Origin of the sequence: Micrococcus flavus, assembly GCF_014204815.1 — a bacterium.
Lineage (GTDB): Bacteria > Actinomycetota > Actinomycetes > Actinomycetales > Micrococcaceae > Micrococcus > Micrococcus flavus.
This window is the reverse complement of sequence record NZ_JACHMC010000001.1, coordinates 2,405,647-2,420,376: the sequence shown is the minus strand read 5'-3', so window position 1 is coordinate 2,420,376 and position 14,730 is coordinate 2,405,647. Positions and strand designations below refer to the sequence as shown.

The 14,730-nt window shown below is 70.7% G+C and carries 18 protein-coding genes and 1 pseudogene; all 19 read right to left on the bottom strand.

Annotated elements, in window-relative coordinates; genetic code table 11:
• Positions 1–43: 43 nt before the first annotated feature.
• The 19 genes and pseudogenes from BJ976_RS11215 to BJ976_RS11130 all read right to left on the bottom strand — a co-directional run bounded on the left by BJ976_RS11215 (position 44) and on the right by BJ976_RS11130 (position 14,721).
• A complete protein-coding gene (locus BJ976_RS11215) occupies positions 44–628 on the bottom strand; it encodes a GNAT family N-acetyltransferase (RefSeq protein WP_135030615.1) in 585 nt (194 codons plus the stop codon).
• Between the two features lie 60 nt (positions 629–688).
• Positions 689–1,144 (bottom strand): hypothetical protein, encoded by a 456-nt coding sequence (locus BJ976_RS11210; RefSeq protein ID WP_135030616.1) that lies wholly within the window; start codon positions 1,142–1,144, stop codon positions 689–691.
• A gap of 54 nt (positions 1,145–1,198) precedes the next feature.
• Positions 1,199–2,416 carry a Fic family protein gene (locus tag BJ976_RS11205; RefSeq protein WP_135030617.1) on the bottom strand — a complete coding sequence of 406 codons (1,218 nt, stop codon included), beginning with the start codon at positions 2,414–2,416 and terminating at the stop codon, positions 1,199–1,201.
• A gap of 310 nt (positions 2,417–2,726) precedes the next feature.
• Positions 2,727–3,986, bottom strand: a complete 1,260-nt coding sequence (locus tag BJ976_RS11200; protein WP_209281013.1) for a DNA glycosylase AlkZ-like family protein — start codon at positions 3,984–3,986, stop codon at positions 2,727–2,729.
• 139 nt (positions 3,987–4,125) lie between these two features.
• Positions 4,126–4,224 (bottom strand): annotated as a pseudogene (locus BJ976_RS12265) (hypothetical protein); the annotation flags it as partial.
• 112 nt (positions 4,225–4,336) lie between these two features.
• On the bottom strand, positions 4,337–4,702 hold the full coding sequence (locus tag BJ976_RS11195; protein WP_135030618.1) for a serine/threonine protein phosphatase: 366 nt from the start codon (positions 4,700–4,702) through the stop codon (positions 4,337–4,339).
• A gap of 48 nt (positions 4,703–4,750) precedes the next feature.
• Entirely contained in the window at positions 4,751–4,891 is a 141-nt protein-coding gene (locus tag BJ976_RS11190) for a hypothetical protein (protein ID WP_167736956.1), read from the bottom strand.
• A gap of 21 nt (positions 4,892–4,912) precedes the next feature.
• Positions 4,913–5,269, bottom strand: a complete 357-nt coding sequence (locus BJ976_RS11185) for a DUF6176 family protein (RefSeq protein WP_135030619.1) — start codon at positions 5,267–5,269, stop codon at positions 4,913–4,915.
• An 84-nt stretch (positions 5,270–5,353) separates the two neighbouring features.
• Positions 5,354–6,274 (bottom strand): Abi family protein, encoded by a 921-nt coding sequence (locus BJ976_RS11180; RefSeq protein WP_229667446.1) that lies wholly within the window; start codon positions 6,272–6,274, stop codon positions 5,354–5,356.
• A 227-nt stretch (positions 6,275–6,501) separates the two neighbouring features.
• Positions 6,502–6,864, bottom strand: coding sequence for a hypothetical protein (locus tag BJ976_RS11175; protein ID WP_135030621.1), 363 nt, complete (start codon positions 6,862–6,864; stop codon positions 6,502–6,504).
• 11 nt (positions 6,865–6,875) lie between these two features.
• Positions 6,876–7,292: a type II toxin-antitoxin system VapC family toxin gene (locus BJ976_RS11170; RefSeq protein ID WP_135030622.1), complete on the bottom strand. Its 417-nt coding sequence runs from the start codon at positions 7,290–7,292 to the stop codon at positions 6,876–6,878.
• Positions 7,289–7,522, bottom strand: coding sequence for a FitA-like ribbon-helix-helix domain-containing protein (locus BJ976_RS11165; protein WP_135030623.1), 234 nt, complete (start codon positions 7,520–7,522; stop codon positions 7,289–7,291). Before BJ976_RS11165 ends, BJ976_RS11170 begins: the two co-directional genes overlap by 4 nt.
• Before the next feature lie 93 nt (positions 7,523–7,615).
• Positions 7,616–8,359 (bottom strand): 8-oxoguanine DNA glycosylase OGG fold protein, encoded by a 744-nt coding sequence (locus tag BJ976_RS11160; protein WP_135030624.1) that lies wholly within the window; start codon positions 8,357–8,359, stop codon positions 7,616–7,618.
• A 15-nt stretch (positions 8,360–8,374) separates the two neighbouring features.
• Positions 8,375–8,971: a DinB family protein gene (locus tag BJ976_RS11155; protein ID WP_135030625.1), complete on the bottom strand. Its 597-nt coding sequence runs from the start codon at positions 8,969–8,971 to the stop codon at positions 8,375–8,377.
• Between the two features lie 23 nt (positions 8,972–8,994).
• Complete coding sequence (locus BJ976_RS11150) at positions 8,995–9,783, bottom strand: alpha/beta fold hydrolase (RefSeq protein WP_135030626.1); 789 nt, start codon at positions 9,781–9,783, stop codon at positions 8,995–8,997.
• A 115-nt stretch (positions 9,784–9,898) separates the two neighbouring features.
• Positions 9,899–10,699 (bottom strand): GIY-YIG nuclease family protein, encoded by an 801-nt coding sequence (locus BJ976_RS11145; protein ID WP_229667448.1) that lies wholly within the window; start codon positions 10,697–10,699, stop codon positions 9,899–9,901.
• A gap of 147 nt (positions 10,700–10,846) precedes the next feature.
• Complete coding sequence (locus BJ976_RS11140; protein ID WP_135030628.1) at positions 10,847–12,421, bottom strand: RNA/DNA-binding domain-containing protein; 1,575 nt, start codon at positions 12,419–12,421, stop codon at positions 10,847–10,849.
• A gap of 82 nt (positions 12,422–12,503) precedes the next feature.
• Positions 12,504–13,316: a GIY-YIG nuclease family protein gene (locus tag BJ976_RS11135; protein WP_209281014.1), complete on the bottom strand. Its 813-nt coding sequence runs from the start codon at positions 13,314–13,316 to the stop codon at positions 12,504–12,506.
• Between the two features lie 475 nt (positions 13,317–13,791).
• Positions 13,792–14,721 carry an IS3 family transposase gene (locus BJ976_RS11130; RefSeq protein WP_221419414.1) on the bottom strand — a complete coding sequence of 310 codons (930 nt, stop codon included), beginning with the start codon at positions 14,719–14,721 and terminating at the stop codon, positions 13,792–13,794.
• Positions 14,722–14,730 lie beyond the last annotated feature (9 nt).

The following is a 14,730-nucleotide window of genomic DNA, read 5'->3' as shown; positions in this document are numbered from 1 at the left end:
ACCTGCGCGTATGCGGAGAGGATGCAGGGGCGAGTGATGAAGCTCAGCCCCGCGCGTCGAACTCCGAGGCGAGCATCGCGTAGGTGACGCCGTCGAGCCAGCCGCGGGTGAGGTGCAGCGACTCCTCCGTGAAGGTGCCCTCGTGACGCAGGCCGATCTTCTCCATGACGCGCAGGCTGGGCGCGTTGTCCGCGAAGGCCCCCGCCTCCACCCGGCGCACGCCCAGGCCCGTGAAGGCGAGCTCCAGCAGGGCGTCGGCGAGTTCGGTGGCGTAACCCCGCCCGGCGTGGGCCGGGTCGATGGTCCAGCCGATCTCCGCCTGCGCGTCCCGGGCCTCCTCGCGCGGCCCGCCCTGGCTCCACGCGTCCTGCACGGCCAGCTTCCCGACGCCGATGATCGCCTCGCCGGCCCGCACCGTCAGCTGGTCGCCCGTGGCGAGGTAGCTCTCCCGCAGCTCCGCGGCGGACTCGGCCCGGCCGGACGTCCACGTCCACACCTCCTCGAGGCGGCAGAAGGCGAAGACGGCGTCGGCGTCGTCGGCGACGAACGGGGTGAGCGTCAGCCGCTCGGTGCGCCGCGGGAAGGCGACGCCGCGGCGCGCGGCGAGGTCGGCGAAGGGGGTGGGCATGGGGTCACGGTAGCGGCACGGGTGATGGGGACGGAGCGCGGTGACCTGCGGAGCCGCGACTCACCAGGTGTGCGGACCGAGGTCCTCGAGGATCTCCAGATCGAGGAGCCATCCGCCTGGACGAGGCGTCTCGGGAAGCACCGGCTCGTAGGCCGCGGTGAACACGACCTCCCCCTCCCCGATGGCGGCCTCCTCCTCCGGTTCAGGGGCCACCAGGTCCGCGTGGCCGGGGACGCGGTCGATCTCCGCGAGCCGCCCCGTGGGCCACACCTCGTGGACGCGCCTGACCAGGGCCCGCACCCGCCGCAGCGGAGTGGACCCGGCGGGGCCGCCGTCGTCGTGGTGGGTGAGGATCCAGTCGATGGCGGTCCGAGACCCTGGCCGGTCCGTCTGCACGGGGGGCTGCAGGACCAGGACCAGCTCGTGGATCGCCCCGGCGACGATCGGGTCGCCGCAGCACTCCTGCTCCCAGTCGCAGAGGTGGGCGCGGCCGACGGCACGGGCGGTGATGTCCATAGCCAGGACACTACATACGGCACTGGGGTCGGGCAGCCAGGCGGGCGACCCCCGTCACCCGCGCCGGCCCGCACGCGCGGCGAACTCGTCCAGGCAGGCGAGCACCTCGGTGGCCAGCCACACCCGGTTCCGCCGCTGACCGGAGACGGGCTGCAGCGCACCGGCCTCGACGAGCTGGTCCACGGCCCGCTGGGACGCCGGGCGCGAGACCCCCAGCGCCTGGGCCAGGTGATCCACGGTCACGGCGGGCTGCGCAATGATCACCGCCAGGGCCCGCCAGACCGCCGCGTCCCGCCGGGCGGTGAGCCGCTCGCGCCAGCCGGTGAGGGCCTCGTCCAGGTCCGCGACGAGCTCGCGACCGTTGCCGACGGCGGCCAGCGCGGCCTGGGCGAAACGCCGCACGATGGGCGCGGGGTCGCCGTCGCGGTAGGCGGTGAGGGCGTCGAAGTACGCGGTGGTGTCCGTGAGGAGCCCGGCGGAGAGGGGCACTCCCATGCGGGTGATGGTGCCGGCCCGGTGCAGGACAGCGTGGACGAGGATCCGGCCGGTGCGGCCGTTGCCGTCGGCGAACGGATGGATGGTCTCGAACTGGGCGTGGGCGATGGCCGCCTGCACGAGGGCGGGCACGTCCGTGCGCCGCAGGTAGGCGAAGAGGTCATCCATCCCGGCCCGCAGGCGTTCCGGGTGGGGCGGGACGAACTGCGCCGTGTGCGGCGTGGGTGCCCCTCCCCCGATCCACCCCTGCACGTCGCGGTAGGCGCCCGGGCGGGCATGCTCCTGGCCGTCCATGAGGGCACGATGGGCGGCCAGCAGGGCGGGCTCGTCCAGGTCGACCGCCAGTCGGGTGGCGGCGCCCATGGCCCTCACGTTCGCGGCCACGAGCGCCGCGTTCGGCCGGGTGCGTTCACCGAGGGTCGCCAGAGCCAGGGCCCGCGCGCCCGCGGTGATGTGCTCGATCTGCGACGAGGACGCGGACTCGGTGCGCAAGAGCACCGCGTTGATCGGGGCGATCTCTCCGGTGAGCCCCGGGAGGGCGTGTCTGATCTCGGCGTCGAAGCGCACGACGGCGGCTGTCGCCTCCTCGACCTCGGTCGCCAGATCGGAGGGCAGATCGAGGTCCAGTCGGGCGATGCGGGCCGGGAGCGCGGCGCGGTACGGGCCCGCCGCGCGCACTCGAGCGCGGCGAGTGCGGAGCCCGGTGTCGTCCGGGTCTGCGGTCCAGGAGCGCTGCTCCCACCCGACGGCCGTGCTGGTGGTCAGATCCGTGCCCATGGGGGCATCTTACGCAACGATCCGGCTGGATCGTTGCGTAAGCACCGCCGATGCGCGTGATCGCTCCTGCGCCACGCCGAGCGCCTGACGGGCGTGCGCGTGCTTCGCGATGAGCCGCCCTCGGTGGCCGCGTCCAGGAGGGCCAGCCGGGTGACCATCCGTCCATCGTCCAGCCATGCCGGCGCGGCGTGCCGGACCACGTGCCCGGCCACCCGCTCGGGGTGGTGGTTGTACGCGTTCCCGGCCTTGCCCACCTGCCCCTCGTGCACGCGCCGCGCGATTGCCTCGGCGCGCGCGGCCGGGCACACTGCTACGAGCCCGGGAGCACGTAGTGCGCTGCGCGCCGCTCCCCCCGCAGTTCGAGGAGACCCTCCTCCGTCATGCCTTTGAGCACCGCCCGCGCGGCCGTGGGAGCGATCTGGCACAGTTCCGCGGCTTTGCTGCGGGTGATGGATCCGTATTCGCGGATGTAATCGGTGATCAGCCGCCGCTGTTGGATTCGGTCGACCGGACGCAGGCGCAGGTAGGCGGCTCGGTCTTCGGCCAGCTCGTAGAACCGCGCGGTCAGCATGTACCGCTGCGCCCGGCCGTTCCCCCTCGATTCCAGGACGCCGGTCTCGACGAGCGCGGTGGCAGCTGCGCGCACGTCCGCCACGGGCAGTCGAAGGCGTTCCGCTGCCTCCACCGCCCCCGCAGGCCCCCCGTACTTGATCTCGTGGACCACCCGCAGCTCGGTCAGGGTGAGTGCACGCTGGCCCTCGTTCTGCCGGCGGGCCAGAAAGATCAACAGCTCCCTGTCCTCGTCACCCAAGGGGATGTCGACGATCACGGACCGCTGCGTGGAGCGGCCGTAGTCCGGCGTACCCCGGCCGGCTCGGAGCTGGGAGGCGAACATGTCCTGAACCCCCTTGCCCCGGCGCTCGACGAGACCGGCGCGCTTGAACACGTTCGCCAGGGCAGGGCTGCGGGGAGCCGAGCGGTTCAGGATGGTGGCCGGCGAAACGTCACGGGGGAACCCGCCAGGGCTTGCGACGGAGAACGTGGACCCGGTGAGGGTCACCTGGATCGGCCCCACCTCGGCGTAATCACGGTGCACAAGGGCATTGGCGATCGACTCGCGCCGCACACTCTCCGACAGCAGGGGTACATCCACGCGGACGAGACCCACCTCCACGGGTGTGACGGAGTTCCGCAGAGCCAAGCGGGCCTCGATCTCCTCGAACGCGTTCAACAGGGGAAGCAGCAGGTCCTCATTCGCTTCCACACCGTGGGGTCGGGAGTCCTGGAAGAGGACTTCCGCAGTCGGGGCCCACCTGCGCATCGCATCCGACGTGCCGAAGACCAGAACCGCGCCGAGACTGATGCCGCCGTCCGGAGTGAGGAGGTCCAGCGTCCGCAGCAGTTCCGCATCGGTGAGCTCCGCAAGACAGCTGTCACCGGCCGACTGGCTGGCCAGTCGGCGGAACCGGTCGAACTCGGTTGGATCGAGGTGCCCCCACTCGGCCCCGCGCGCCTCCGCCCGGGCGTAGTCCAGGCCGACGCCGTCGAACCCAGCCCGCAGGACGTCCATGGGTGTCATAGGCATGCACGCGGGGCGACCGTCCGGCCCCATGACGTGCTTGACGAACAACCCCTTGCGCGTGCCGACGAACGACGACGGTACCGTCGTCGTCGACTCCGACGAGGATCCGGCCTCCACTGCCGTTGGCCATGCAGACGACGGCCTGGTAGAGGTCGTCCTTCCCCAGCCGACGTTTGAACTCGACGTCCAAGGTCTCGCCCGCAGCGAGGAGGGGTCCAAGGTCCATCTCATAAGTATCCATAGTTATGGAGCGATGAACCATCGTTCGCGCATGCTTGCCATAACTTTGAGCATCTTTGGTGCGCGGAACGCCCCCGTAGTTCCTCTCGCGCCCCCTTTCACCCCGCCGGGCGCAGCCGCTCCGCGGGCAGGGTCAGGGTGATGCTCGCGGCGGGGTCGATGCTCTTGGCGACCTCCCCGACGGCGCCGTCCACCGTGGGCGCGATGGTCACCTGCGTGCGCGTGACCTCCTGGATGCGCACCCGCACGGGGTCGCCGATGCCGTCGGCTGGGTCGAGCAGCCAGTCCTCGGCGAGCGCACGCAAGCCGATCGTGTCGAGGACAGCCTCAGCCTCGTGCAGTTCCATGGGCTCGCCCCGGCGTCGGTGGAGGAGGTCGTGCGGCACGAAGAGGTCACCGACCATCGCGATGTAGCCGACGTGCTCGCCGTCGTCGGAGCGCAGGTGGTCGAAGATGGCGGACATGGGGCCAGAATAGCCCGGGGATTGAACGTCCGAGGGGAGCCTTTCGCGTCACAACGTGCGCGTCACCCGGGGTGTGCCGTCCTCGTTCCACCGGAACAGGGTCAGGTGCCACAGCCCGGGGGCCGTGCGGGACGGGTCGATCAGCCCGTGCGCACCGGCCTCCTCCAGGCGGCGGCGGACCGGCCGCAAGCCGGGTTCTGTGCGCCCGCCTCACTCCCCCAGCGGCCGCATGGCATCCTCGACGCGCTCGGGGCTCATGTGCACCTCGGGGGTGAGCAGCAGGCTGGGCTCGTCGGGGTCGATGCACTCGCGCCAGTAGGCGGCGTGGCGCTCGTCGAGCCAGTGGGTGGAGTCGCTGAGCTCGGCGCCGTCCTCGCCCTGGAGGGTGTACCACCACAGGTACAGGGCGTCCCCGACGGTCTCGGAGAAGATCGTCTCCACGTACATCCGCTCGGGCTCCAGGGTCTCGCGGAACGTCTCGGGGTTCTCCCGCAGGAACGCGATCCACTCGCGGGCACGCGCCTCCTTGCCGGCGCGGACGCGGAACCTCTCCATCTCGATCCTCATGGCCGCCAGCCTATGGAGCCTCCCGACGACGGCGGCGCGCCGCGTCCCTCTCCCCGGGATGAAGGGCTCCTGCGCAGACCGCGCTCATCGAAGGTGACGAGACCAGAACGGATCCGAGGACCAGCCCACCGGAACGCCCATCCCGTGGAGGTTCATCTCGGGCCGGTCATGCAGGAGCTGGTACAGGCGGTCGGCCCAGCGGCTGCGCGGCGAGACCGTGTCCAGAAGGGACTGGAGCGAGGCGAGCACTGGGTACAGACGCTGGCGGGACGCCTCGGGAACGGCCTCGGCACCGGAGAGCCACGAGATGGCGGGTGACTTGGGGATCATGGGGGTCACGCCGAGGCCCACATTCCAGAGGCGGCCGTGGTGGGCGCAGATGTTCCGCACGCGCACGTAGACCTGCAGCCACGAGGTGAGCACCGTGTCGGTCGACCCCACGCTGGCCGCCACCGCCACACGATCTGAGCGACGCGCGAGGTTGCGGTACAGGCCCGCCAGCTGCCCGATGGTCAGGGACTCCACCATGAGCCAGGACGGGGGCAGCTCCGGCTTCCGATAGGTCATCAGGTAGTGCTCCAGCGCCGAGGGGTGGTGGATCCGGTCATGACCGGACTCGGCCAACCCCAGCAGCCGGCTCCGTACCAGACGGCGGACGATGTCGAGAAGGTCAGCGTGCCGCTGTCGGTCGCGGAAGTGCGCGGCGTCGATGTACCAGTGGGCATCGTCATAGGTCGTGGACATGTGGTCGGTCAGGGCTGCGCGGACCGCGACTTCCACACGCTCGAGGGCGTCGAGGCAATGAAGCCGCAGCTTGCGATCGAAGACGTACAGGTCCAGGACGTCGTCGAACTCGGCACCGGGGGCGAAGGTGTGAGTGGATCGCTCCGCCTGGAAGGGGATCGTGTAGGGGGAGAGCCGGTAATACCCGAGGTGCCGCAGGTATCGGAGAGCGCGGTCCCGGTCCGGAACCACGAGCCTCCGGCTCTCAAGCTGCTCGAGCATCCGCTCGTGGGAGAGCGGAGGCTTTGCGAAGGTCTCCGACCCCCGTGCCCGCATGGTCCGTCCCACTTCACCCTCCCGTTCCGGCACAAAGCGGCGCCAGGCAAAGAAAAATCCCCCAAGTGCGCATCGTGGAGAGGCGTGGGGGATGTAGTGAGTTCACTGTAGCACTTGAGAACTCCGTGTCGCTGCCAGGCCGATGGAACGGTCTGGGCAGATCGCCGCGCCCCTCACCGCGCCAGGATCCAGCGGTCCTCGGGGCCGAAGACATGGAGGTCGTCGCACGCGAAGCCGCGCAGCCACGGGACGTGGTCCACGACGCGCAGGTACAGGCCGCGGTGCACGCCGGGCTCGTCGCTGAGGGCCGGACTGAGCACATGCGCGGAGCCGTCGGGCAGGCCGAGATCGGCGAGCGTGCGCTCGACGACGGTCACCCGCTCGGGGACTGCGGCGCACACCCGCGCGTCGGTGATCAAGCGCTCAGCGGACTCGTTCATCGCGACCCCTGCCGCGCGCAGGCGGGCGAGGAGGTCGGCAGGATCCTCGGGTGCGAGGTCGAGCGTGAGGGAGTCCCCGGGGAGCAGGCGCGTCATGGGGACGCCGATCACTCGAAGGGGTTGAGCAGCTCGACGCCGGTGTGTACGAAGTCCTTCACGTTCCGGGTGGAGCAGACCGCCCCGTGGGCGCGGCAGATCGCGGCGATCTGGGCGTCCGCCGTGGCGATCGGAAGTCCGCGCTCGCGCCGCCCCTGCAGGACCTCGGCGTACTGATCGGCCGAGGCGGCGTCGAAGGGAAGGACGAGCCCCTGGGCCTCATAGGGGGCGGTGACGTCCCGGACGAGCGAATGCAGGCGGTCCTTCCTCGCCCCCTCGGGCAGGCGTCGCACCCCGGCGAGGAGTTCCCCCAGGGTGATGGCCGTGACGGCGGTCTCCACGGTCAGGCCTCGGGCCCATGCCTCGACGCGCCGGTCACGGTCGGAGCGCATCAGCTCGGAGACCACATTGGTGTCCAGGACGATCATCCGAAGTCGACCGCCCGAGCGTCGTCGCCCCGGGGCGGGATCTCCACATCGTCGAGGCCGCCAACCCGGTCCCCGGCGGCCATGAGTGCAAGGGCGAGCGTGGGACGGCCGACCTCCCGGGTGAGGATGGCGCGTACCTCCGCCTCCATGGAGCGGTCGTGAGACCGGGCCTGGGCGGCGAGTCGGCGCTTCACGTCCTCATCGAGTCCGCGCACGATGATCGATGCCATGACGAGCTCCTCCTTCTGAGCGACGGGCGGCCTGATATCACTTGATGATAGCAAATACGTTCATGGCCCTCCCCCACGACGTCGGCCGCCCGTTCACGCCTCGTCGGGCGCCCGATCCTCCGCCTCGGCGATGACGTCCTCGAGCGCCCGCAGGTGGGGTTCGGCGTCGTCCCCGGCGCCCAGATCGTCCAGCGCGAGGCGGAGGGCCTCGAGCAGCTCGCCTGACTCCGGGGTCGTGACAGCGGAGCTCCAGCTCTCACGCCAGGACCCCTGAGTGGCGTCCTGCTGCTGCAGGAAGATGAGCCGCTCGACGTCGTCGGGCGCGATGTCAAGCTTGTTGCCCCACGCCTGCATGGTCTCCACGTACGTGGCGTACTTGCGGGGGTAAGTCCAGCCGTCGCCGATCCGGACGTCCACGTCCTCCACATGCTCGGCGAACCAGGCGCGCACAACCGAGTCGAGGACGGGGGCGATGTCGGACCCCCGGTGGGCCCTGGTGAGGAAGGAGAGGTACGTGGTGCCGAAAGCCGCGCCGAGGTGCTTGAGGCAGCCGGCCCCAGTCTTGCGCTGCTGCCGGATGTGCTCGAAGGCCGCGGGCCCGCCCTGCTCGAGGGCGATGCGGGTGACGTCGGCGAGCTGCTCCTCGAACCCGGGCTGCGCCATGATGCGCTCCACTCGGGAGGGGCCGTAGCCGACCCGTCCGTGTCCCCACACCATCGCGGCGATGAAGGCGTCCCACTGCGCGGCACGGTCCTCGGCGGTCACCTTCGCGGCGTAGCCGGTGACGACGGCGCGGGTCAGCGGCTTGCACTCAAGGCAGGCGGGCAGGTCGGGCACGGGAGGCATGTGCCTTCAGTTCCGGCCCGGCCCGCCGCTCCCCTCCGCGATGGCGGTCAGCCGGTCCACGTGGGCGGCCCAGCGGTCGGCGTCCCACGGGGGCAGGTTGTTCCCCGGGGCGCGCAGGCCGGCCTGCCCGTCGATCTGCTCTCGCAGGATGTCCGCGTGGCCGGCGTGCCGGGCCTCGTCCAGGGCGACGTGCGCGATGATCTGCGCGAGCGTGACCTCCGCCTTGTCGTCGGGCCACCACGCCACCCGCCCGGGGGCGTCGGCGCCGAGGGCCGTGATGGTCGCGTCCGCGTGGGCGAAACAGCGGCGGGCGAACTCGAGGACGTCCTCGAGGGACTCACCCTCGGCGGCGAACATGTCCACGTTGTCCTCCTCCGGCTGCCCCGCCGCCGCCCAGGGCAGCTGCACCTCGGCGGGGCGGCCGAACGTCTCGCCGAAGTACTCCAGCTCGACGACGGCGGCGTGCTTGACCAGTCCCAGCAGGGTGGTGCCGGTGGGAGTGCGCGGCAGGCGGGCGTCGCGCTCGCTGAGGCCCTCGAGCTTCTGCAGGAGGGCCGCGCGCTGGCGGCGCAGCCCGTCGTGGAGGATCTGCTTGTGGTCCATGGGGGGATCCTGCCCCAGAGCAATCAGGCCACGAACCCCCGCACGAGCTCAGCCACCCGCTCCGGCGCCTCCAGGTGCACGTCGTGCCCCGCGCCGGGCACCTGCACGTGCCGCACATCCGGGCGCCGCCGCCGCATCTCGTCCAGCTCTCCGGCGGGCACGTACCCGTTCTCCCCGGTGATCAGCAGGGTTGGCGCGGTGATCTGCCCCCATTCCTCCCACCGGGGCCGCTCGTGGACGGGCCGCAGGGCGGCCTCCAGCACGTCGACGTCGAAGCGTGGCACCCAGCCGGCGTCCGTCTCCTCGAGCCCCTCGGTCCACACCCGGGCGGCAGGTCCGCCGCCGAGGTGGGCGACGGCGTCGTCCACGGTGGCGAAGGGGATGGGCCAGGCGCGAAACCAGTCGATGACGTCGGCGGTGGCCTCGGGCCCCTCCCCGCCGACGCCGCCCTCGATCAGCACGAGTCGCCCCACACGCGCCGGATGGGCGGCCGCGGCGAGCAGGGCGGTGTGCGCGCCCATGGACTGACCCACCAAGGTGAACCGCTCCAGGCCCAGCGCATCGGCCACGGCGACGACGTCGTCCACGTGGGCCGTGCGGCTCAGGTCCGCGGGGCGCCGGGTGCTGGAGCCGTGACCGCGCTGGTCGAACGCGACGACCCGGCAGGCCCCGGCCAGCCGCTCGGCGACCTGCGCCCACTCCCCCGCGTACCCGGCCAGGCCGTGGAGGAGGAGGACCGCCGGCCCGGCGCCGCCGGAGTCGAGGACATGCAGGCGGGTGCCGTCGGAAGTGGTGACCTGCAGCGCCCTCATGCGCTCAGGCTAGTCATTGCGCCCGGGCGTCAGGTCGTGGAGGTCTACGAGGCTCGGCACGGGCACTCCCTCCCCCGCCCGCCCCTCGCCCTCTTCCCAGGACGACGACGCCACCTCAGTTCCGGTTCAGTCCGAACCGACGCGTCATGAGCGCGTCCTTGTAGTGCTTCTCCGCGGCGTCGATCTGCACCTGCGGGGTGTTGGAGCCGAACACACGCAGCAGGCTGAACGTGTATCGCTCCGGCTGGGTGGGGTCGAGATCGAGGGCGTCCCGGAGGGCGACGTTGCCGCCGTGCCCGTCACGGGCGTAGGCCTCCCACCGCCCGAGCACGCCGCGCTCGCCGTCGGCCTTGCCCACGTAGCACTGGCCCGCGGTCTCGTCGGCGATCAGGTAGATCCCGCGTACGGCCTCCAGGGCAGTGCGCCAGCCGGCATAGCGGGTCTCGGTCACCATTGACTGCAGGTCCCCGTAGCTGAGCAGCACATGGTCGAAGCCGGGGAACGCCTCGGTGGTGGGGTCGGCGATCTCCAGGACGGGGAACCACGCCGCCAGGGGGCCGCGCTTGGCCCAGTTCACGGGGTCTGCGGACCACTCCACCACCAGGCGCTCCTCGAGGGAGGCCAGCAGCGGCACCGGCGCAACGTCGTAGTACCGGTGCCGCTCCGTGCGCTCAGCCACGGCCTCCCCGCGGTTCTCGTACACGGCGGTGAGACGAGAACGACGTCCGCCCTCCCCCATGAAGATCAGCCAGTGGCGGGCTGGCTCCTTCGGGAACTTCCCCAGGTGGTGCTGCTCGCGCGTGTAGGCGAGCACGCGCTCGGGCGTGGCCGCGGCCCGCGAGGGAAGCCCATCCGCCTTGTATGTGTGACGGATGGCAAGAACCTCGTGCGGGTCCAGGCCAGCGGCGTCGAGCACCGACCCAAGAGTCAGGACGAACGGCTCGGGAACCGGATCAGAGTGCGGCATAGGACCTCATTCTGCTCATGGGACGGATCCACATCGACAGATTGACACTTCAGACTCACAGTCGACCACCAAGGGGGGCTCTCAAGAGCGGCAGTGTCAGTCTCCCGCCCCTCTGGCCGACACCAGTCGGTACCGGGTGTCCTTGTGGCCCTGACCGCCGGTCATCTCCACCAGCCCGTCGAGCAGCGGCTGGCGGAGCGCGTAGCGGATCTGCCGCGCGGTCAGCATGGTGGCCTCCTCCAGGTCGCGGATGCCCACCGCCTCCCCCGCGGCCAGGGCGCCGAGGACGCGCCCCTCGTGGCGGGTGGGCGCGGAGCTGGGCGGCACGGCCGACGACGGTGTCCCGGCTTTCGCCCCGGGCGTCACCTCCGCGGGGGACGTCGTCGCGACCTCCACGGCAGGCTCCCGCCGACTCGGCCGAGCCCCCTCGGGCCGCGGCCGCCAGAGCAGAGCCTTGAACTGGACGCCCGTGTCGATGAGCTGAGGCCGGTCCAGCCCCCAGTGCCGAGCGGACCGGAACACCTCGTGGATGCCGCCGCCCTCGCCCTCGATGACGGAGGCGCCGTCCGGCGTCGTGAGCTTCTTGGCGATCTGGTACAGCCGCTGATTGACGGCGGCCTGGGCGTGTTCGTCACTTTCGAGCTGGGTGAGTGACACTCCGCGGAGGCCGCCCGGGCTCTGGATGAACAGGGCCCGGTCCGTGAGCCGCACCTGGATGGCCTTGCCCGCGCCGAGGGTGTCGGGGCCGAGGTCGCGGTGCACCAGGGCGTTGCCGAGGAGCTCGCGGACGGCGGCGAGCGGGAGCTCGGGGCGGCGCTCGAGCTGACCGTCGGGGCGGTACACGTGCTCGGTCCCGACGTTCTGGCGCACCCAGGCCATCACCTCGTCGAGCAGCACGGGGACCGGCCCGGTGAAGTCCGTGAGGTTGCGGCTGCGCGCCTGCCCCTCTCCCCCGCGCACCTGGACGGCCGCGGTGACGGTGAGCCCCGGATAGCGGCCCTGCGGGTAATCACCGAGGGCGTAGAGGCCGGCCAGGGTGGGCTCGCCGATGGCGGTGAGGACGTTGGTCTGGCGGAGGATCTCGTGGTGGGTGCGGTCGCGGAGGCGACGGTCCCGCTCGCGCACGGCCGCCACGTAGTCGGCCACGAGATCGGGGACCAGGTCCTCCTCGCTCATCCCCGTGACGGGCTTGACGTCGTAATCCACGCGCTCGTCCGAGTGGAGCTTGGCGACCTCCAGCATGCGCAGCTCATGCGCGTGCATCACGTAGTCGCCGTCGGACTGCCGGAGGTAGGCCTGCCCTCGCACCGTGGCGGGCCGGTCCGTGAGGCGCAGGGGCACCACGTGGACGACGAGCACGTCCTTGCCCTCCAGGCGGAAGACCTGGGGAAGGACGGTCGGGCTGGGTGTGACAGCCTCGCGCGCCTGGGCCACGAGGCCCGCCTCCAGCGTGGCGACGTCGGGCACGCCCACCACGCGGAACTCGCCGTGCGCCTCGTCGACGCCGCAGACGACGGTTCCGCCGGCGGGCATGTTGGCGAAGGCGCACAGCGTCTCCGGCATCGAGGAGACGCCGCCCGTGGCCCGCTTGACCTCGACCGAGGTGGTGTCGCCACGACGCGCGCGGAGGGCTTCGAGGGTGGCCGTCAGATCGTCAGATGACCAATTCACAGTGACAACTGTAAGTCACGGTGTCAGTGTCGGGCTGACGAGTCCCCATCGCCCCTCCACCAAGACGCCGACCGCCAGCCTCTCATCGGCCCCCACGCGAGAGCAGGTGGCCGATAAGTTCGCTTCGCCGCCGCTCTTCGATGTCGGGATCCGCCGCCTGGATGAACTCCACAGCGTTGAAGCCGTCACCCTGGCGGCGATTCTGCGGGGGCTCGATCCCCTCGATCAGCAACGCCTCCATCGTGGCGATGAGGGTGTCCACGCTGATCCCGGCTGCCGGCACCGCTCCGAGGGTGCCGTTCTCCTCGACGGGGCGGACCCCGAACCAGGAGAAGCGGTCCCACCGCGCGGAGAGGCGGTCACGCGTGTGCTCCGCAAGACGGTGCCCCAGGCGAGTGGCGGTCACCCTGCCGACGTATACGACGCGGTTGCCGTCGTAGAGGATGTACACCCCGGCCTGTCCTGCGAAGTCCGTGGGAGTTGCCCCGTCCTGCTGCACACCACGGAGGCGGGTGGCCTTGCCCTGCCAGTGGACCTCCTCGCGCCGCCAGAACATGCCGAAGGCGTTGATGAGGCCCATGTCGTCGTCGGCGGCTCCCTCGCCTGGAGCCACCGACGGGGGCTGCGCGACCGGCTGGTCGGCATCCCCCGCCAGCGACGTCGTCGACGGCTTCTCATCCAGGAGGCGGTAGCGGCCAGGTGAGACCTTGAGCAGCTGCTCCGTGAGGTGCATGGAGATGTTGGCGGCCACCGTGTTGGCCGGCGTCGCACCGATACTGTCCTTCGACCGGTATCCGCGGTCGATGATCTCCTGAGCGATGTCCGCGTAGTGCGCCTCGCCGCCGAGGTCGTTGAGGGCGCGGAGGATCGCCTTCCGCCAGGTCATGTCTGCCATGGCTCGAGCCTAGGGGTTGCTCATGAGCGGTGCCCGCTACTGTGTCTGCCAGGCCCGGTACGGTGTCGGCAGTCGGACCAAGACGTGCGGTCGCATGCGAAGAGAGGACACTCATGCCCGAGCTGACCTGGGTGGGCAAAGACAAGGTCATCACCCACCATCTCGACGTTCCCCTGCGAGTGCTGGACCGGAAGTACTCGTTCGACGAGGTCGGCCAGAGCGAGACGGACAACGACTCCCCCAACATGATCATCCATGGGGACAACCTCGAGGCCCTCAAGGCCCTCCTGCCTCGCTACGAGGGACGCGTGGACTGCATCTACATCGATCCGCCCTACAACACCGGCAACGAGAGCTGGGTGTACAACGATAACGTCAGCGACCCCCGCCTCCAGAAGTGGCTGGGGGACGTCGTAGGCAAGGAGGGTGAGGACCTCACCCGTCACGACAAGTGGCTGTGCATGATTGTCCCGCGTCAAGTAGTTGGCAGGATTTCTTTGGTTTTGAATGTCGGGGTGGTGGGGTCGGCCAGGCCCAGGTGCACCTCCTTGGGCCGGTTCCATGAGACGGCCTCGTGGGGCCGGAGCTCGTTGTACTCGATCCGGTAGTCCTCGGCCCGCTCGGCCAGCACGATCGCGTCGTCAATCTCGTCCAGGTAGAGCCGCTCGTACTTCAGCGTGCCGAAGCCGCGCTCACGGGACCCGTTCTGCCCCGGGGTCTTCACTCGGGTGCGCACGTGGTGTAGCTCGGGGTGGGCGGCGATGAAGGACTCGAAGCGGAAGGACCGGAACGGCCCGCCGTTGTCCGTCACGATGGTCACCACGGCCAACAGCTCACCGGTCTCGGGATCGACCGGGCAGGCCTCGACCAGCGGGTGACCGAACATGGCCTCGTAGTCGGCCAGGGCCAACTCGATCGCGTCGATCGCGTCGTGCTGGTTCCCGGTGGGCGAAACGTGGAAGGGGTGCTCGTACTTGGACCAGTAGTCCCGGCACCCGGCCAGCCGCCAGGTCCCTCCGGTGGTGGTCTCGAACTCACTGAAGTCCAGCTGCCAGACTTGGTTCGGGCCTGAGGGCTTGGTGGCGAACGCGGCCTTGCGCCGCTCGGCCAGCTTCCGTCGCTCCCGTTGGTACTGCGCGGGCAGAATCAGCCCTTCGTCGCGCAGGATCCGCAGCACGGTCGCCTCGGAAACCACATGCCCGTCGTGGCGGACCATTGCCCAGATCTTCCGATGCCCCCACGCCGGATGGGCCAGCGCGTGCTTGACCACCAGTTCCCTGGCGGCCTGCCGTCCCGGTTGCGGCCATGGTCCCTTCACCGCCGTCCCGGTGCGGGCCTTGGCCTGCCAGCGGCGCCAGGTCCGCTCGGGCATGTCGAAGAGCTGGCAGAACCTCGCGGTCGACATGCCCGCTTC